The organism is Nostoc sp. PCC 9305 (assembly GCF_963920915.1).
Taxonomy (GTDB): Bacteria; Cyanobacteriota; Cyanobacteriia; order Cyanobacteriales; family Nostocaceae; genus Nostoc.
The window spans coordinates 1-18,924 of the sequence record NZ_CAWUDN010000080.1; the positions used below are offsets into that span (position 1 = coordinate 1).

Genomic DNA, 18,924 nt, shown 5'->3' on the forward strand with positions numbered 1-18,924 from the left:
AAACTGGTTTGCTAGTTGCTGCTACTGTACCTCATAACAGCCGTAGATGCTGTATGACTATAAATTTTTGCAGTTCTCTTAGGGTAACGTGGAAATGTTATTTTACTAGAAGTAGCAAAGTCAGCGAGGGAAATTGTATTAAAAGGAGGAGGCAGTTCTTTTGGAAAATATCCTCTAGCTATTAAATCTCTCCTATTCATCTTTAATATCTTAGCTTTACAGTATTAACTATAAGATATGTTGCCTTGAAATCGAGACAAAAGCAATGGTAATTGCAGTTAATACAATTGGGTAACTGTAGTCAAGCAAGATTTTTGTATTAAGAAATTACATTACCTGAATTGCCTTCTCCAGCGTTGAGTACTTGCTCTGCGGTTAGTTGTAATTCAGGGAAAATAGTAGAAGCGATCGCAGTATTTCCTGAAAATCTGGTTTCTTCATAAAACCCGTCAACTAATATTAGTACGGTAACTGCATTTATTTGTGGATCGACAATCCAATATTCAGCAATTCCCCTTGCGGCATACTCGGAACGTTTGTAGCGATAGTCCCGATCTTCGTTAGCTTTGCCAGGAGAAACAACTTCGACAACCAATGCTGGAGGTGGCATATCCAGGGTAATTGTGGATCGTGTTGCACCTTCTAAAGCTATTGCAAGTTCATCCGTCAGCACAACTAAGTCAGGAATGCGAGTTGTCGCACGAGAACCAGCAACAACAATTTCAACTTTGTTACTCAACCGATTGAACGGGACGAACTTGAGGAAATTTACCAGCAAAAATAGAGATATCTGGACATTTTTTGGGCTTTCGGGTGGCATTGCAACTAACTCACCTGCCACCAGTTCATACTGGCTATCCGTCCCATCGTCATATTTCAAATATTCCTCAAGCGTTATACGTTTGGTAGTGATTGCAGTCATATCACGTTAACAGAAGTTACGTACTGATAGTTTACCAAATTCATCAATCCCGATCTATTATTTAAAACCACAGATAATTCATGGGTATTTATCTGTGGTTATATTTTGATCTAATTGACTTTTGCAAGAGATTTAGTAAACGCCTGATTATTTAAAGCGATCGCTTCCCTAAAATTGTTGCAAAAACCGCAAATCGCTAGCATACAAGCGACGAATATCATCGATTTGATGTAACACCATTGCAAAGCGTTCTACCCCAAAACCGGCAGCAAACCCAGTATAAACTTCTGGGTCATAACCCACAGACTTAAGTACATTTGGATCGACCATACCGCAGCCCATCACCTCTAGCCAGCGTCCATTCCACTGCAAATCTACTTCAGCAGAGGGTTCGGTAAACGGGAAATAACTGGCGCGGAAGCGAATAGGTAAATCGCCAAATATTGCTTGTAAAAATACTTTAATTGTGCCCTTGAGGTCAGTAAAAGTTAGTCCCTCATCAATTGCTAAAAGTTCTATTTGATGGAAAACAGCTGAGTGAGTCGCGTCTACATTATCTCGCCGATAAACTCGCCCTGGAGCCACAACCCGAATTGGTGGTTCTTCTCTTTCCATGTAACGAATTTGTACTGACGAGGTATGAGTGCGGAGGAGATTACCATCTGGCAGGTAGAAGGTATCCTGCATATCACGGGCGGGGTGGTCAGGCGGGGTGTTGAGAGCCTCAAAATTGTAGTAATCTGTTTCCATCTCTGGCCCTTGAGCTACGGTATAGCCCATACCAACAAAGATATCCAGCGCCCGGTCGATAATGCCGTTGAGGGGATGAATGCGACCTTGGGGACTGTAAATTCCCGGCATAGTAACATCCAGAGTTTCCGCCTCTAGCTGTACCTGAATTTGAGCGGCTTCGAGGGCAACACGTTGCTGGTCTAGACTAGTTTGCAAGGATTCTTTGACTGTATTGGCGATCGCTCCAATTTTTGGTCGCTCCTCTGCGCTCATCTGCCCCATACTTCGCAACAGTGCCCCCAGTTCCCCTTTTTTACCCAGATAGTTAACTCTGAGTTCCTCCAGACGTTCTAAGGTGTCGGCGGCTGCGATCGCTTTTTCTCCTTCCTGCCGCAGTGCTAAAAGTTGAGCTTCTAAATTGCTAGTCATTAGTTATTAGTCATTAGTCATTAGTCATTAGTCATTAGTCTATAGTCAAAAGCTGTGAACTGGTCGATAAATAAACTTACAGTCATAGCATTAACATCAGCTAAAGATGAGGGTTGAAACCAAATCTCTGTTTATCAGTTATAGACGATTGCGCTAGTACAGCGGGCGTGTAAATCCAGCTAACATCTCACTTAACCAGACTTGGGGATTGAGCAACTTGTCTTAAAGCTAGGCAAAATTCCGCCACACTGTCTAGTGAGTATAAATATTTTTTTGCTGCTTGTGACCTCAGACATTGACAAATGGCTAATAACAAATAACTAATAACTAATAACCAATGACTAATGACCAATACTTCGACTACGCTCAGTACAAGTGACCAATGACCATGAAATTACTAATTAGTAACGATGACGGCATTTCTGCTTTGGGGATTCGTACCCTAGCCAACTATTTGGCAGAGGCTGGTCATGATGTGAGTGTAGTTTGTCCCGATCGAGAGCGATCGGCAACTGGACACGGCTTAACTTTACACCAACCTATTCGCGCCGAAATTGTTGAAGGGATTTTTCATCCCGCTATCAAAGCTTGGGCTTGCGATGGCACGCCTTCAGATTGCGTCAAATTGGCGCTGTGGGCTTTGCTGGAAACTCCCCCGGATTTAGTTCTCTCTGGTATTAATCAAGGTGCGAATTTGGGAACTGAAATTCTGTATTCTGGCACTGTTTCTGCGGCAATGGAAGGTTTAATTGAAGGCATTCCCAGCGTAGCGCTGAGTCTTATGAGTCACACATCTAAAGACTTTCAAGCTGCTGCTAAGTTTGCCACAGTTCTCGTAGACCAGTTAGCCCAAAAACCGCTGCCAGATTTAATGTTGCTCAACGTCAATATTCCTGCGGTCAAATGGGAAGAAATTGCCGGAGTTGCTCTCACCCGTCAAGGCCTACGGCATTACATTGATGTGTTTAATAAACGAGTCGATCCTCGTGGAAAAACGTACTACTGGTTAACCGGAGAGGTAATTGAGGATGTGGAACCCCCTAGCGGCTTAAATCTGCCTCAAAATGTACCTACAGATGTGGAGGTTGTACGTAAAAACTACATCAGTATTACTCCGTTACAATACAATCTTACTTACGCAACTGGATTAGAGAAATTATCGGAGTGGGAATTCAAGTTTCCTGGAATCATTTGATTTATCAGGGAAAAAATATGGTTATTCAAATGCATCACGGAAAAATGTAGGCTATAACGTAGGGGCACTCTTGAAATAACCGATACACATTAACCCCAAAACCAGGGAAATTCTAACTGACGTATTTCATTCACATTTACACAATCAGCCAGAAACAGGATATGCTGTTTTACCAAGAAATTCTCCCTCTAGCAAAATCAGAGAGACAGCATAAACTTAGACAAAATAAGTAACAATTCTTTCATTTATCGCCCGCTCAGTCCAGCAAGCAACACCCATGTCTAGGATAGAGAATCAATTTACCGTACAATTTTGGGGCGTTCGCGGCAGCATCCCCAGCCCAGGGCCACACACTGTTCGTTACGGCGGTAATACCCCTTGCATATCAATGCAAGCGGGCGATAAACGCTTAGTTTTCGATGCTGGCACGGGACTACATGTTTTGGGGCAATCTTTGTTGCGCCAGATGCCGTTAGAAGCTCACATATTTTTTACCCACTCTCACTGGGATCACATGCAAGGTTTTCCCTTCTTTACACCAGGGTTTGTAAAGGGGAATGACTTTCATATTTACGGCGCGATCGCACCTGATGGTTCTACCATAGAACAGCGCCTCAACGATCAAATGTTGCACCCGAACTTTCCCGTACCCTTGCAGATTATGCAAGCCAATTTAAATTTCTACGACATTCGACCGGGGCAACCAATCCACATTGATGACCTTACCGTAGAAACAGCACCTTTAAACCATCCAGGTGAAGCTGTAGGATACCGTGTCAACTGGCGTGGTGGTGCAGCTACTTACATCACTGATACCGAACATTTTCCCGATCGACTCGATGACAATGTGTTGTGGTTAGCTCGTAATGCTGACATTCTGGTTTACGATTCTACCTACACAGACGAGGAATATCACTCGCCAAAATCCCCGAAAATTGGCTGGGGACATTCTACTTGGCAAGAAGCTGTAAAAGTGGCACAAGCCGCTAACGTCAAAACTCTAGTGATTTACCACCACGACCCAGCGCACGATGACGACTTTTTGGATCGTGTAGGCAAAGAAGCCGCTGAAAAATTTCCTGGTGCTATTATGGCGCGGGAAGGATTGGTACTTCAGGTTCCAACCTCGGTTGTTTTATCAGAATCTTTTCCTGTTAGCAAGTTTTCTACTTAAAGATTGCGATCGGAGGAATTGGAGATTTTAGATTAAATTGGTGATCAGAGGCTTTCAGCGCCAGAGCGTCCCTGTTGGCTGTACGGTGAGACAGCGCTGTCCAGAGTTGTCACGCCGACACAGGATCAGGGCGACAACAGGAGGATAAACTTTATAGATTCACCAACACAGCCCAGACACCCACAGACGCCCTAAAATTGCGGCTGACGATCGCGGTAAAACTTCGTTGAATTCTCAACACGGAACTAGAGCCTTTTTAGCTCTGGTATTTGGGGTTATCTGGACTTAGCAATTAGCTCTCAAGCTGACAGCACAAGAAACCATCTGGGGCGACTTCCCTTGGGCTAGGCTTTTGGCTAATAGCTAAAAGGGGTGGCATCAACACCCTGGCTGATAGCACAAGACCTCATAGGCAGTTGGTGAATGTCCTCCTTAAGGTGGTTTACCATAGGGTAGCTTCCTGCTGAGAGCTAAAATAAACCTAAAATCTCAGAATCCACGTGCTAAATTTGTCTAAAAATGGGTGTTCTGTGCGGGTTGCTTTTTCGAGCGAAGGGCTACTAACGCCGACTGCTGTTGCCCTTGGCAAGTTTGATGGTGTTCATCTTGGTCATCAAAGGGTAATTCAACCAGTCTTGCACGCTGGTAGTCAGCAGTCAAAGGAAAATCAACTGACAAATCCAGAATATACTTATTCAACAGTTGTCACCTTTGACCCCCATCCACAGGAGTTCTTTACAGGGCAACCCAGGACTTTGTTAACGCCACTGGATGAAAAAGTCCAACAATTGCGATCGCTTGGGGTAGAACAATTAGTACTACTACCCTTTGACAAAGAATTGTCTGCGTTGACCCCCGAAGAATTTGTCGAAAAAATTCTCGTGCAACAACTGCGATGCCAGCGAATTAGCATCGGACAGGATTTTTGTTTTGGCGAAAAGCGCAGTGGTACTGCTCAAGATTTGCAATTACTCGCCGCCAAGCACAATATTCCCGTTACCATCGTTCCCTTACAAACTTATACAGGTGACTCGCCCACCCAAAGTAATTGCGTCAGTACTACTCCAACTCAGGATGCTCGCATTAGCACTTCATTGATCCGCCAAACCCTTGAGCAGGGAGATATCGAAAACGCAAATCTATTACTAGGACGCCCTTACACTCTCCTTGGTGATGTCGTTCAAGGTCAACAATTGGGCAGAACAATTGGCTTTCCCACCGCCAACCTCCAACTACCAAAAGAAAAGTTTTTGCCCCGCCAAGGAGTATACGCTGTCCGTATTTTCACTCTCAATGAAACAACAGATACCGTTCCTAGCGAAAAATTGGGCGTTATGAATATCGGTAATCGTCCAACTGTAAACGGCACTTATTCATCCGCAGAAGTACATTTATTCGATTGGTCAGGTGATTTGTATGGCAAAAAACTGGTCGTGCAGCTAGTTAAATTTTTGCGCCCCGAACAAAAATTTCCTTCTCTTGAAGCCCTGAAAACACAAATTCAACTTGACTGCGTTATTGCTAGAGAAGTTTTGAGTGCTTAGTGGGAACAATAGATAGGGCATTGGAAGAGGCAGAGGTGCAAAGGGGTAGAGCGGCAGAGGGGAAAAACTTACTGCAACTTCTCCTCTGCTCCCCTGCTCCCCTGCTCCCCCACTCCCTATTCCCCACAACGCATGAGAGAAAAAATCGACGCTTTAACACAAAATCTGGCTCTTACCATCGTTGGCAAAGCAGAAGCAATACGTTTAGTGCTAGTAGCATTGCTAGGTGGTGGTCATGCTCTCTTAGAAGATGTTCCTGGTGTTGGTAAAACCCTACTCGCTAAATCCTTAGCTCGCTCGCTGGATGGTAAGTTTCAACGGCTACAATGCACTCCCGATTTACTGCCAACTGACATTACTGGCACCAACATCTGGAACCCAAAAAGCGGCGAATTTACTTTTCTTCCTGGGCCAGTCTTTACCAATGTGCTATTAGCTGACGAAATTAACCGCGCCACACCCCGCACTCAGTCAGCTTTATTGGAAGTTATGGAGGAACATCAGGTAACAGTTGATGGTGTCTCTCGTGCAGTTCCCCAGCCCTTTTTTGTCATTGCCACTCAAAACCCTATCGAGTATCAAGGTACTTTTCCCCTGCCGGAAGCGCAAATGGATCGGTTTATGTTGTCGCTGAGTTTGGGCTATCCTTCTGAGGCAGAAGAACTCCTGATGCTACAAAATCTCCAAAATGGTATCAAAGTCGCTGATTTGCAGCCTTGTATTACCTTGGCAGAAGTACAGGAATTGCGTTACCTCTGCTCTCAAGTAAAAGTGGCAACTTCCTTGCAACAATACATTCTCGAATTGGTACGGGCAACACGTCAAGATGAGGAAATCGCCCTTGGTGTCAGTCCCCGTGGCACATTAGCATTACAACGGGCTGCCCAAGCGTTAGCTTTTCTATTAGGGCGTGATTATGCCATTCCCGATGATGTGAAATTTCTTGTCCCTTATGTTCTGTGCCATCGACTTATTCCTAGAGGAGGGCGCAATTCAAGAACTGTTGTTGAGCGATTATTGCGATCGGTTTCTATTCCTTAAGGTAAAGTGACTTTGATAAGCTAAAAAACAGCTTTCCGAGATGGCGGTAACTCTATTTCTTGCGGAGGAAAATATTTTTTACGCTTTTACTCCGGTTCCTTCTGCGTCAGTTTGCACATTGCGTATCAATTCATCCAAACTATCAGGGAAATTTCCTCCCATTACCATTTTAGTAAATACCTCATAATAGTCAGACTTGACTGAACTTAAGTTTCCCGATCCTGCTGGAATTTGGGCGTGTTAGGATCTCCTACAAAATTAGGTAGACAATAAATTAAAGCGATCGCAGTTACCGACAGGATTGACTCTCAAGGAAATCTAGTTCTAGATGAGCCGATTCAGGGAAACACTTATCCTCATCGGTTCGGGTAATTGTGTTGGTTGCAGAACAAGCAGAAGCAGAAGAGATTGACCCTGATGATACATCCGTTGAGGAGATTAAAGCCAGCTTGATAAGAGCCTTACAGCAAGCAAAAACAGGGCAGCGCTTACTACTATCTCAAATGTGGGAGGGAATTGATGCCGAATGAACAGCCATCGGTATTAATCGATTTAACTCCTGAATATAAACAAAACTTGCGTGACCTTCCAAAAAGATTTTGCAATATTCGCTCTGATGTTCAATCGATTATTGAGCAATTAAAACAAGGGAGTTTTATCGGCGATCGCATTGCGATATTGGTGAGGAATATGTTGTTTATAAGGTGAGAGTTCGTAACAGTAGAGTATCCAAAAAGTAAGAGTGCTGGATATCGATTGATTTATCAAGTTGAGTCACCTACAAGTATTTTGCTACTAACGATTTATTCCAAATCTGACCGAGAAGATATTGGTGCAAATTAAATCTGAGATATTGTGGCTGATTTTTCTAGTAAATCAGGTTAAAACTACTAGTACCGCAAGGCGGAATTAAAAATGAATACAGTGTAAGCATTTTATTAATTTTGAATGGGTGGTTTATTTCCGTCGTGTTGTAATAGAACATTTTCCTTGCATAGTCAGTAGTGTGCTGAATAGATATTTATATTACTGTTATCGATATGAAAAATGTGTTGCTTACCAAAACTACTTACACAAAATTTGAAACACTGCCAATACTGCGTAAGTCTTATGATTAGCACAAGCGCCACTTTTAAATATTTGGGAATGTGAGGAATGTCAATTTTTGTTAAGCGCAAAATTCGCGATGCCTACGGCGGGCAGCGCCAAGCACTACAGCCAAGCGCCGAACGTGAATTCAAACGCCAATTTTTCGGTTTACTTCTGGTAATTGTAACGTGGAGTTTAGCTATGGGTTGGCTTCTAGCCTTGGCAACTAACGCCCAAAGTGCGACTCCTCCCGCTGAAATTGGCACTGTTGACGTAGTACCTGCACAATACCAACTGGGGCAAGAACTGTATTTAGAAAATTGCTCTAGATGTCACATTGCCATACCACCAGCTGTTTTACCTACCCAAACTTGGAAAAATCTCCTGCAAGACTCGCAGCACTACGGCGCACAACTCCAGCCTTTAGTCGATCCGCAACGCATCTTGGTGTGGAAATATCTTTCGACTTTCTCCCGTGTGCAGCTAGACGACGAAGAAACACCATATCGCCTCAACAACTCGCGTTATTTCAAAGCTTTGCATCCAGGAGTTGAGTTACCACGTCCCGTCCAGGTTGGCAGTTGTATCAGCTGTCATCCCAGTGCTAATGATTACAATTTCCGCCGCCTGACAGCAGAGTGGAAGTGAGGAGTGAGGAGTTGAAAAATTCATAACTCCTAACTCCTAACTCTATTCCCCCGTACCCTCTCTGGCCCCATCTGGGGGCAAAATGATACTATGAAGAAAGAGTAAATATAAGATAAGAGTTAAAACCAATCAGTTTATTAAATGATTGGCTAGTTTTTATCCTGCTTTTGAGGTAATTCTCATTTCACACCCATCCACAACCAAGACGTTTGGACTGGGTTAAATGTTTATAATCAATGCCGACCCTTTAATTCCCATCCCCCTTGATTCAGTTCTATAACCTGCCATGCTAAAACTTTTGTTGGGCGACCCCAACGCTCGTAAGCTTAAAAAATACCAACCTTCTGTTACTGAAATTAACCTTTTAGAGGAAGAAATTAAGGTTCTTTCCGATGATGAGTTAAAAAGTAAAACCGTCGAATTTAAACAACGGCTCGCTAAAGGTGAAACCCTAGATGATATATTGCCAGAAGCTTACGCCGTTGTTCGGGAAGCAGGACGGCGAGTCTTAGGTTTACGGCACTTTGATGTCCAACTCCTTGGCGGTATCATTTTGCACGTGGGGCAAATTGCCGAGATGAAAACTGGTGAGGGTAAAACACTAGTTGCCACCTTGCCAAGTTACTTAAATGCTCTCACTGGTAAAGGTGTACACGTCATCACCGTGAACGATTACCTGGCTCGTCGGGATGCTGAATGGATGGGACAGGTACATCGGTTCTTGGGGCTGAGTGTGGGGCTAATTCAGTCAAGCATGACTCCTAGTGAACGCCAGAAAAACTACGATTGCGATATCACTTATGTTACCAACAGCGAGGTCGGCTTCGACTATCTGCGGGATAACATGGCGACATCAATGGCAGATGTGGTACAACGCCCGTTTAATTATTGCGTAATTGACGAGGTGGACTCGATTTTAGTTGATGAGGCGCGGACACCACTGATTATTTCTGGGCAGGTGGAAAGACCTACAGAAAAATATCTGCAAGCCGCTGAAATAGCATTCACACTCAAAAAAGACGAACATTACGATGTAGATGAAAAAGCTCGTAACGTGCTACTGACAGACGAAGGGTTTGCGGAATCGGAAAATCTTTTAGGAGTCACAGATTTATTTGACCCAGAAGATCCTTGGGCACACTTCATTTTCAATGCAATTAAAGCCAAAGAACTTTTCCTCAAGGATGTAAATTACATCGTCCGCAATGGGGAAGTAGTAATTGTGGATGAATTTACTGGTCGGGTGCTAGCCGGACGGCGTTGGAGTGATGGATTACACCAAGCGATTGAAGCGAAAGAACACGTAGAGATTCAGCCAGAAACTCAAACTCTCGCGACAATTACTTACCAAAATATGTTCTTGCTGTATCCAAAACTCGGTGGAATGACAGGAACGGCAAAAACCGAAGAACCAGAATTTGAAAAAATTTATAAACTCGAAGTTGCGGTAATTCCCACCAACCGCGATCGCAGACGGGAAGATTTATCTGATATGGTCTTTAAGACAGAATCAGGTAAGTGGGGGGCGATCGCTAGAGAATGTGCCGAAATGCACGAACTCGGCAGACCTGTATTAGTAGGAACCACTAGTGTAGAAAAATCTGAACTTCTGAGTAGGCTGCTGAAGGAATTGGCGATTCCTCACGAATTACTTAACGCCCGTCCTGAAAACGTCGAGCGTGAGGCGGAAATCGTCGCCCAAGCTGGACGAAAAGGTGCTGTTACTATTGCTACTAACATGGCTGGTAGAGGTACAGACATCATCCTGGGTGGTAACTCCGAATATATGGCGCGTCTAAAGCTGCGGGAATACTTTATGCCCCGGATCGTCATGCCAGAAGATGAAGATGCTTTTGGCGTGCAAAGAGCAGCCGGATTGCCTACAGGACATGGTGGTGGTCAAGGCTTTGTCCCTGGTAAGAAAGTCAAAACTTGGCGGGCTTCGCCAGAAATTTTCCCAACTCAGTTGACAAAAGAAACAGAAAAACTACTCAAAGATGCAGTAGAAATTGCCGTGCGTGAGTATGGCGAACGTAGTTTACCGGAACTGGAAGCAGAAGACAAGGTAGCTGTAGCCGCAGAAAAAGCTCCCATTGATGACCCTGTGATTTTGAAATTGCGGGAAGCTTACAATCGGGTTAAGCAGGAATACGAACAATTTACTACCCGCGAACATGATGAGGTAGTGGGAATCGGCGGTTTGCACGTAATTGGTACAGAACGCCACGAATCGCGGCGGATTGATAACCAGTTGCGCGGACGTGCAGGAAGACAAGGCGACCCTGGAACCACGAGATTCTTCCTCAGCTTAGAGGATAACCTACTGCGGATTTTTGGTGGCGATCGCGTTGCTGGGTTAATGAATGCCTTCCAAGTTGAAGAAGATATGCCCATCGAATCTGGGATGCTTACCCGCAGTCTGGAAGGCGCACAGAAAAAAGTTGAAACCTATTACTACGACATTCGGAAGCAGGTATTTGAGTATGACGAGGTGATGAATAATCAACGTCGTGCTATTTACGCCGAACGCCGCCGAGTCCTAGAAGGTCAAGATTTGAAAGAACAAGTGATTAAATACGCTGAAAAAACGATGGATGACATCGTTGACTACTACATCAACATAGACTTGCCCTCGGAAGAGTGGGAGTTAGAAAAGTTGGTTGAGAAAGTTAAAGAATTCGTCTATCTGCTAGCAGATTTACAAGCTAGTCAATTAGAAGATATCACAGTCAGCGAAATTAAAGCCTTCCTCCACGAACAGGTACGAATTGCTTACGACCTCAAAGAAGCGCAGATTGACCAAGTTCAACCCGGACTGATGCGCCAAGCGGAACGCTTCTTTATCTTGCAACGCATTGATACCCTGTGGCGGGAACACCTGCAACAAATGGATGCCTTGCGTGAATCGGTAGGATTGCGTGGTTATGGGCAAAAAGACCCGCTGATTGAATACAAGAGCGAGGGTTACGAACTCTTCCTGGATATGATGGTAAATATTCGTCGAGACGTTGTGTACTCATTGTTCATGTTCCAGCCGCAGCCGCAACCGATGGTGCAAGCTTCGTCTGAGATGGTTTGATATTGAGATAGAAAATAATCTCACGCAGAGACGCAAAGACGCATAGTCGTTTTTGCGTCTTTGATTTATTGAATAAATATCAATTCAAGAAAATCTAAATAATATTAAGCTTTTAAGAGTTTGTCATCTAAAATACAAATGTACTATAATATTATTTTCTAGTTTCTTCCAGTTATTAATAGTATTTTATGGCTAAAACTGTCAATGCAGCTTTTAATGATTTTTTGAAAAATTATGTCAACTTAGATCCAAATGATACTATTCAAGCAAGAAAGAGCAGAGATTGGCTAGTAGAAGAGCAAATACATTCATTTCCGGAAAAAGACATATACTTTCCCACGCTGTATTCAGAAAAAGATATTTACTTTGGCTCTTTTGCTAGACGTACAAAAAAAAGAGAACTTGATGATATTGATATTATGATTGTTTTAAGTGGTGAAGGAGCGTCCTACTATGAATATATAGATAATGTAATTGAGATATATGTACCTGATTCTGCTTATAAATTAAAAAGACTTTGTTTCGATAGTACAAACAAACTAAATTCACGAAAAGTTATTAATAAAATTATAGCTTTAATGAATAAAGTGCCACAGTATGAAAAAGCTGATATCAACAGAAACTTAGAAGCTGCTACACTCAAATTGAAAAGTTATTATTGGAATTTTGATATTGTCCCTTGCTTTTTTACAAAACCCGACTTTTCTGGAAGAACTTATTATTTAATTCCAGATGGCCAAGGTAACTGGCAAAAAACAGATCCAAGAATTGATCGAGATCGAGCAACTCAAGTAAATCAGTTCCATGATGGCAATATATTCAATTTAATAAGATTAATGAAATTTTGGAATAAAAGACCAACGATGTCATCAATGTCCTCATATTTACTTGAAAATATGATATTAGACTATTATTCAGATAATATTTATAGAAAAGCATCTAGTTATGTAGATTTAGAAGTTCCAAACTTATTACAATATATTAGAGATAATATTTTTAATTCAGTTAATGATCCTAAAGCAATTCAGGGAAATATTAATAATTTAGAGCTAAAAGAGCGATCTAGTATTTGGGCTAGAGCGCATATAGATAATATAAAAGCCTTGGAGGCTAGACAATTAGAAAGTGAAAATAACCATAAATTATCAATCAGTAAATGGCGCGAAGTCTTCGGCATAAACTTTCCTATTTATAGTTAAAAATTAATTCTATTAATGAATTCTACAATACTTACACTAAGATTAAAATAATGCTTAAAAATTTTTGGTTAAATTTAAAATTTGAAAAAGTCTTTATATCTATAGCTATTTCCTGATTATTTATGAACAAAATTCCCCAAGAACAGAATATACAACTTCAGTTGGAGCGTTTAGCAGCACAACGACAACTTTACTCTGATGCTAAAAGTATACAAAATGCCAGCATGATTCTTAGCATTCCCCTAGTAGTTGTATGGTCTATTTTTATTGCATTGCTCCCTAGATTTCAAGTTTATGCTGCTTTGTGGGGAATAGCTGTAACATTTTTAGATATTCTTATACTTAGTCGTTGGCAGAAATATCTTCAAGAAAAAGCTGCAAAAATCCAACAACTTTTTGATTGTGATATTCTTCAATTAGATTGGTCAAAACTAAATTCTGGAAGCCGCCCTGAACCAGAAACTATCATTGATAGCTCTGCTAAATATAGACATAAATATATAAATTACTCAAAGCTTGAAAACTGGTATCCGATTAATGTTAGCCAATTACCAATTTACCAAGCACGTATTATTTGCCAGCGTTGTAATATTTGGTGGGACGCTAACCTTAAGCGACGTTACTCTAATTTGGTAATTGTTGTATTAATTGCAATAACAATTATTGTCTTTTTAGTCGGTTTGATTGGAGGTTTAACCTTAGAGAAATTTGTATTAGCAACTTTGACCCCACTAGTACCTACATTCGTTTTTGGATTACGCCAGTATATTGATAATAATGAAGCTGCAACTCGACTTGACAGACTTAGAGAAAATTCTGAGAGTATCTGGCAGCAGGTCGTCAATGGTAGAATTGCTCCTCAAGAACTTGAGACAGAATCATATAATTTGCAAAATCAAATATATGATAACCGTCGTCTTAGTCCATTAATTTTTGATTGGATATACTATCGATTGCAGCGAAAAAATGAAGAAGAAATGAATAGGGGTGCTGAAGCCCTGATTCAGGAATTGCGTCAGTCTCCTTAGTAGGATTTTTTAATGAATACTCAGCGATCATCAATGAAAATCATTCAATTTCTTGAAGCTTAATAAGATATGTTGGTTTATATTTGGCTTAGTTTTGGGGTTGCGATCGCAGTAAGCTATTTTACTTTAATAACTAGGCAACCAGAGACAAGCTAGCCTATAAATTAGCTGATATAATATGAATAGCAGTCAAGAGGTCTGACCTTTTCAGATCGCGGAAGCTAGGTCTTCCCTTGACTGATTTTTATTGTCTAAGAATATAGAATAGCTATGTATTTGCTGTATACAGATTAATTAATGAAAAAGCTTTTATTTATCTGTAGCCAGAATAAACTACGAAGTCCCACCGCCGAGGCTGTATTTTCTGAATATGAAGGATTTGAAACAGACTCCGCAGGTTTAGATCGCCATGCTGAAGTACCATTATCAACGGAGGCTATGCAATGGGCTGACATTATTTTTGTGATGGAAAAATCGCATAAAAATAAACTATCCAAAAATTTTCAACCCTTCCTGAAAGATAAAAAAATTATATGTTTAGATATACCAGATGACTATGAATATATGGAACCAGCTTTAATTGAATTGTTAAAACAAAAAGTTTTACCTTTATTAAAAATAAAAAAATGAATATTCAAGAAGCTTTTAATTCTGCCGCAGGAGATTACGATAACTTACGTCGACTTTTAATTCCCTGTTTTGATGACTTTTACAAAACAGCTGTTGAAATCATCCCAGGAGATTGTACTGCACCACTGAAAGTTCTAGATTTGGGGGCTGGTACTGGACTTTACTCAGGTATGGTCCAATCCGTCTTCCCGAATGCAGAGTTCACTTTGCTAGACTTAGCCCCTGAGATGTTAGAGAAAGCTAAGGTGAGATTTAGCAAAATGGGTAAATCTCCCAAAATCTTAATTGGTGACTATATTGAGACTGATTTAGGTAGTTCGTATAACCTGATAATCTCTGCCTTATCGATTCATCATCTGTCAGATGTTGACAAAGAACTTCTTTATCAACGGATTTATGATGTTCTCAATCCCGGAGGGATATTTATCAACGCTGATCAAGTTCTCGGCAAAACGCCTGATTTAGAACAACTTTACCGTCAACACTGGTTAGATTCTGTCCGCGCGAAGAATATCTCGGAGGAGGATCTTAAAGCTGCACAAAAACGCATGGAATACGATCGCATGGCAACCCTTGATATTCAACTTCGCTGGTTAGAAGCGGCTGGGTTCCAAAATGTGGATTGCTGGTACAAAAATTTTAGCTTTGCTGTTTTTGGTGGTTATCGACCAACTATTTAACCGCTATTTTTGCGATCGAGATTCCAGGCAGAGGAGAATAGATTATTTGCCAGAACAGTAGCTATTAATTTCCTTGACTATCGAACTTTCTTCGCTACTACTCTTTTGCAGAGATACCAAAAAACCCTTTGCTGCTGGTAGATTCTTTTTATCTATTGCTGTTGCTGCATTATTCAATTCCTTGCTGATGTTCTGATAGAGTGTGAGAAAACGTCCTTGGAAACCTTGCAATTTTTCATCCTTAACTTCTAGTGCTTTCATCTCTTTTGCAAGTGGGTCTATCTTACCAGCAAGTTCAGTTAAAGCTTTAGAACCTTTTGCCGGATTAGAATTTTTACCGAATTGCTGACCTAGAGTAGATGCCTGATTGGCAACCTTTATGACTTTGTTACATTGAGCAACTTTACTTTCGCCACAACCTGCAAATAATAAAGCGATCGCAGTAGTGACTGAAAGTATAAAACTTTGCTTAAATACGGGTTGCATAGGTTCTATGATCTCCAACTATGTTACGTGAAAGTTGGGCAGTAGAAATGGATGGTTAGAGAAAATACTTTTTTCTAAACTTGATTCTTTCTTTCTGCCCTGTTACTTTATACTTCATTTTTTCGATAACGTGTATGTAATTACACTTAAATAAGGCAATTTTAAATTAGATAAGCTGTTCCATATTTAACTTGCATATATTGGGCGGGCGAGACGCCCACCCCACAAGAAATGTACAATTTCAGATTATGCAAACTAGATGTGGTTTAGCTTAGTTGTGTCGTCTTTTACTCTACCAATTTTGGGATCAATCTCAGTGTGGCAGTCGTATTTTCTATAACATTTTTTGATTTCCATAGCATCTGGTGATATTCAATCTTGCGCCAAGGTTCAACCATATCGTTGTAATGGCTATGGAAAGCATGTCCTGATTGTCCAGGGGTGTGAATTGCTACTGAGTTATCTAAATTTCCTAAATCTACAATCATCCGCAGTGAAGGAATATCAGTCACTTCAAAGGATTTATTTGCTCTCCAACGGTTAGCATTCACTGTTTCGCCCCATCTCCCTGAGCGCGGATAGGGAATTTACCAGGCATTTGGTAGCCAATATTGCCATCAATGTCAGCGTAGACCAAGTTTTGAGCCGGGACATCATAATTGCTGGCAGCAGTGCGGAATTCTTGCCAGTTTTGGGCGCGATTGATTTGGGGAACGGCATACCCTAGTTTGGAAGGTTCTAGGGCTGTCCAGCGCAGAGCTACGGCGTAATCTTGCGGTATTTTTAACGGCTGACTTGGCTTGAATTGCTTCAGATTGGGCGAAACATCAGAGAGAATTGGCCCATGTCGGGTATAGCGTACCGTTTGGACAATCGGCTGACTTCCGGCTACTTGAATCGTCTCTGGCACGAGTTGCATATCAACCCATTTGCCATTGACTTCATACTGGTTAGGATTTTTCGGGTTGATTTTCTCGTGTACAGTGCAGACCAACCTCGTACCAAATAGAGGGAATTTGCACACCTAAGTGCGGGTCATTCGCCAAAATTGGCTTACCTGTAGCTGTCCGCTGACCAGATATCACCCAGTTATTCGAGCCAATACCTATTCCCGTGGGCCCTATAAGTTGTTCCAAAGCCATCATCGGCTTAGTAATTGACTCTAAAGCAGGTAATACATCTGGAGAGTCGAGAAGTGAAGAAGATGCGGGGAAATAACTCTGCGTGTTCCCCTGTCCCTGTGTCCCTGTGTCCTCTTTTTTCTGGAACTCAGGTAAAATAACTGGCAAGTCTTGAGGGTATGGCGGAAAAAGTTCCTCTACTTGATTAGGGTTAAGGGTTTTGAGCAAAATAGCACGTTCAATTTCGCTCTGAAAATTTCTGCCCAAATCGTAAGCCATTACCTTACCCCAAGTTAGAGAATGCAGTATTTGCCAAGGTTCTGGCTGATACCCAGGATTGAGGAACTTTAGCACAGTGTATTCTAAACTCAGGGCGCTGCCTTGATGCTCTGTCAGATAAGCATTGACACCATCGGCGTATGCTTCCAAGTATGCTTTCATCTCTGCATTAATTTCCTGAATTTCTTGCTGCGCCACCCTCGCCCAACCCATTGTCCGCAGATATTTATCAGTATCCACTTGAGAAGAACCAAACATTTCTGAGAGTCGCCCAGAACCAATGTGTCGCCAGAAGTCCATTTGCCAAAAGCGGTCTTGGGCGTGGATATAACCTTGCACCATAAATAAATCGTGGGAGTTGGCAGCATAAATATGGGGAATTCCCCATTTATCGCGCTGGACGCTTACTTTAGCTTTCAGTTCAGGTATTTGAATTGTGCCACTCTCTTGCGGAAAGGATTGGCGCACAGTGTAAGTAGCAAATCCCACTAACAATAGCCCTAGCACTAACAGGAAAATCAGAGTAATTTTGAGTCTTTTACGTAACCAACCTTTCCTGGAGTTTTTCATGTGAGCTTTTCGTGGCATTGTTTAGTGAAATTAGGCAATACTACAAGGTATTTAATCAGAATCTTTAGAAAAGTGCTATTTGCTCATTTAAAATACGCCTGAGTACACAGCTAAAATTTTGTTGCATAGCAACGGACAGGAGGCTTAGTACACGTAGCGAAAAGACCGAAATAAACTCTGCGTTACTTTGCGCTCAACTCTGCGCCCCTTTGCGTTTCAATAAACTTGTCCTAACACCTTTGGCGACTGCTATATTAGCTGCCAGTAGAACAATAGTATCGCTCTCCTATTTTCCAAAGCTGGAGTGCAACCATTAAAAAGATAATCCCTGCGATTGGCGAAACATAACAAAACCACAAAGGCACTAAAAAAGCATCTTCTTTTTCAAGTACTGCAAGCAAAGGAAAATAACTGACACAAGCAAGCGGTATCAAAAAAGTAAAGAATCGCTGAAACCACTTGCTATAAATTGCAAGAGGATACTGAGCCGTTTCAACTCCTCCATAAGTGAGGATATTCATAATTTCGAGAGATTCAATAGTCCAGAAGGTGATGGTTGCTTGCATAATGACAATGCCAACAAAGAGCGCAACCCCACCAATAAATGAAGTACCCAAAAGCCATAAAGTTTTAAAAGTTAAAGAAATATGGAGAGATGAAAGTGACCACCACATGACAACAGTTCCTTGAAAGAATCTTCCGATTCGTTTCAAAGTAAACTCTTTACCTAAAAGTTGAAGTGCTGTGGTGCGTGGACGAACAAGTAAACGGTCGAAGTCTCCACTTTTAATTATTGTTGAAAATGAGTCAAACCCTTTTCCAAGGGCATCAGCACAGGCAAAAGAAATATTAATTATTCCATAAAATAGAGCAACTTCATTTAAAGTCCACGTACCAATACTATTAAAACGACTAAAAAGTGCCCAAACTCCAAAAAATTCAACAGCAGTTACTAAAAGCTGCCCTATGACTTGCAGCCAGAAAGAAACTTTGTACTGCATTTGCGACTTGAAAGATACAGAAATATATCGAAGATAAAGTACAAAATCATTCATAGTCGCGTTGTAATTTTGATCTA

17 protein-coding genes and 1 pseudogene are annotated in these 18,924 nt (G+C 41.6%); 12 read left to right on the top strand and 6 right to left on the bottom strand.

Going from position 1 to position 18,924, the window contains the following annotated elements; all coding sequences use genetic code 11:
• Window positions 1–319: 319 nt before the first annotated feature.
• Both ACM0OX_RS25105 and pheS read right to left on the bottom strand, forming a co-directional pair.
• Complete coding sequence (locus ACM0OX_RS25105; RefSeq protein ID WP_414517621.1) at window positions 320–922, bottom strand: Uma2 family endonuclease; 603 nt, start codon at window positions 920–922, stop codon at window positions 320–322.
• A 168-nt stretch (window positions 923–1,090) separates the two neighbouring features.
• Entirely contained in the window at window positions 1,091–2,083 is a 993-nt protein-coding gene (gene pheS / locus ACM0OX_RS25110) for a phenylalanine--tRNA ligase subunit alpha (protein ID WP_012407694.1), read from the bottom strand.
• Between the two features lie 388 nt (window positions 2,084–2,471).
• Here pheS and surE point away from each other — a divergent pair, with 388 nt between their 5' ends.
• The 12 genes from surE (at window position 2,472) to ACM0OX_RS25170 (ending at window position 15,390) form a co-directional block, all read left to right on the top strand.
• Window positions 2,472–3,278 carry a 5'/3'-nucleotidase SurE gene (surE, locus tag ACM0OX_RS25115; RefSeq protein WP_414517647.1) on the top strand — a complete coding sequence of 269 codons (807 nt, stop codon included), beginning with the start codon at window positions 2,472–2,474 and terminating at the stop codon, window positions 3,276–3,278.
• A 277-nt stretch (window positions 3,279–3,555) separates the two neighbouring features.
• Window positions 3,556–4,452, top strand: coding sequence for an MBL fold metallo-hydrolase (locus ACM0OX_RS25120; RefSeq protein WP_322675259.1), 897 nt, complete (start codon window positions 3,556–3,558; stop codon window positions 4,450–4,452).
• A gap of 500 nt (window positions 4,453–4,952) precedes the next feature.
• On the top strand, window positions 4,953–5,996 hold the full coding sequence (locus tag ACM0OX_RS25125; RefSeq protein ID WP_414517622.1) for a bifunctional riboflavin kinase/FAD synthetase: 1,044 nt from the start codon (window positions 4,953–4,955) through the stop codon (window positions 5,994–5,996).
• Between the two features lie 132 nt (window positions 5,997–6,128).
• A complete protein-coding gene (locus ACM0OX_RS25130; RefSeq protein ID WP_414517623.1) occupies window positions 6,129–7,037 on the top strand; it encodes an AAA family ATPase in 909 nt (302 codons plus the stop codon).
• A 374-nt stretch (window positions 7,038–7,411) separates the two neighbouring features.
• Window positions 7,412–7,567 carry a hypothetical protein gene (locus ACM0OX_RS25135; protein WP_414517624.1) on the top strand — a complete coding sequence of 52 codons (156 nt, stop codon included), beginning with the start codon at window positions 7,412–7,414 and terminating at the stop codon, window positions 7,565–7,567.
• Complete coding sequence (locus ACM0OX_RS25140; RefSeq protein WP_414517625.1) at window positions 7,557–7,745, top strand: hypothetical protein; 189 nt, start codon at window positions 7,557–7,559, stop codon at window positions 7,743–7,745. The genes ACM0OX_RS25135 and ACM0OX_RS25140 overlap by 11 nt, the downstream gene beginning before the upstream one ends.
• A gap of 447 nt (window positions 7,746–8,192) precedes the next feature.
• The gene (locus tag ACM0OX_RS25145; protein ID WP_414517626.1) at window positions 8,193–8,774 is read left to right on the top strand and encodes a cytochrome C; all 582 of its coding nucleotides are present in this window, start codon (window positions 8,193–8,195) and stop codon (window positions 8,772–8,774) included.
• Window positions 8,775–9,060: 286 nt separating this feature from the next.
• Window positions 9,061–11,853, top strand: a complete 2,793-nt coding sequence (gene secA, locus ACM0OX_RS25150; protein WP_414517627.1) for a preprotein translocase subunit SecA — start codon at window positions 9,061–9,063, stop codon at window positions 11,851–11,853.
• Between the two features lie 188 nt (window positions 11,854–12,041).
• Entirely contained in the window at window positions 12,042–13,052 is a 1,011-nt protein-coding gene (locus ACM0OX_RS25155; protein ID WP_414517628.1) for a hypothetical protein, read from the top strand.
• Between the two features lie 122 nt (window positions 13,053–13,174).
• Window positions 13,175–14,080: an S-4TM family putative pore-forming effector gene (locus ACM0OX_RS25160; protein ID WP_414517629.1), complete on the top strand. Its 906-nt coding sequence runs from the start codon at window positions 13,175–13,177 to the stop codon at window positions 14,078–14,080.
• A gap of 297 nt (window positions 14,081–14,377) precedes the next feature.
• Entirely contained in the window at window positions 14,378–14,710 is a 333-nt protein-coding gene (locus ACM0OX_RS25165) for a low molecular weight protein tyrosine phosphatase family protein (RefSeq protein WP_414517630.1), read from the top strand.
• Window positions 14,707–15,390: a class I SAM-dependent methyltransferase gene (locus ACM0OX_RS25170; RefSeq protein ID WP_414517631.1), complete on the top strand. Its 684-nt coding sequence runs from the start codon at window positions 14,707–14,709 to the stop codon at window positions 15,388–15,390. The genes ACM0OX_RS25165 and ACM0OX_RS25170 overlap by 4 nt, the downstream gene beginning before the upstream one ends.
• 42 nt (window positions 15,391–15,432) lie before the next feature.
• On the opposite strand, the gene ACM0OX_RS25175 is transcribed toward ACM0OX_RS25170, so the two are convergent.
• From ACM0OX_RS25175 to ACM0OX_RS25190, 4 genes and pseudogenes are all read right to left on the bottom strand, one after another.
• Window positions 15,433–15,876, bottom strand: a complete 444-nt coding sequence (locus ACM0OX_RS25175; protein WP_414517632.1) for a hypothetical protein — start codon at window positions 15,874–15,876, stop codon at window positions 15,433–15,435.
• A 287-nt stretch (window positions 15,877–16,163) separates the two neighbouring features.
• A complete protein-coding gene (locus ACM0OX_RS25180) occupies window positions 16,164–16,427 on the bottom strand; it encodes a penicillin acylase family protein (RefSeq protein WP_414517633.1) in 264 nt (87 codons plus the stop codon).
• Window positions 16,424–17,864 (bottom strand): annotated as a pseudogene (locus tag ACM0OX_RS25185) (penicillin acylase family protein). The gene ACM0OX_RS25180 and the pseudogene ACM0OX_RS25185 overlap by 4 nt, the downstream one beginning before the upstream one ends.
• Before the next feature lie 236 nt (window positions 17,865–18,100).
• A complete protein-coding gene (locus tag ACM0OX_RS25190; RefSeq protein ID WP_414517634.1) occupies window positions 18,101–18,901 on the bottom strand; it encodes an ABC transporter permease in 801 nt (266 codons plus the stop codon).
• Window positions 18,902–18,924: the final 23 nt, after the last annotated feature.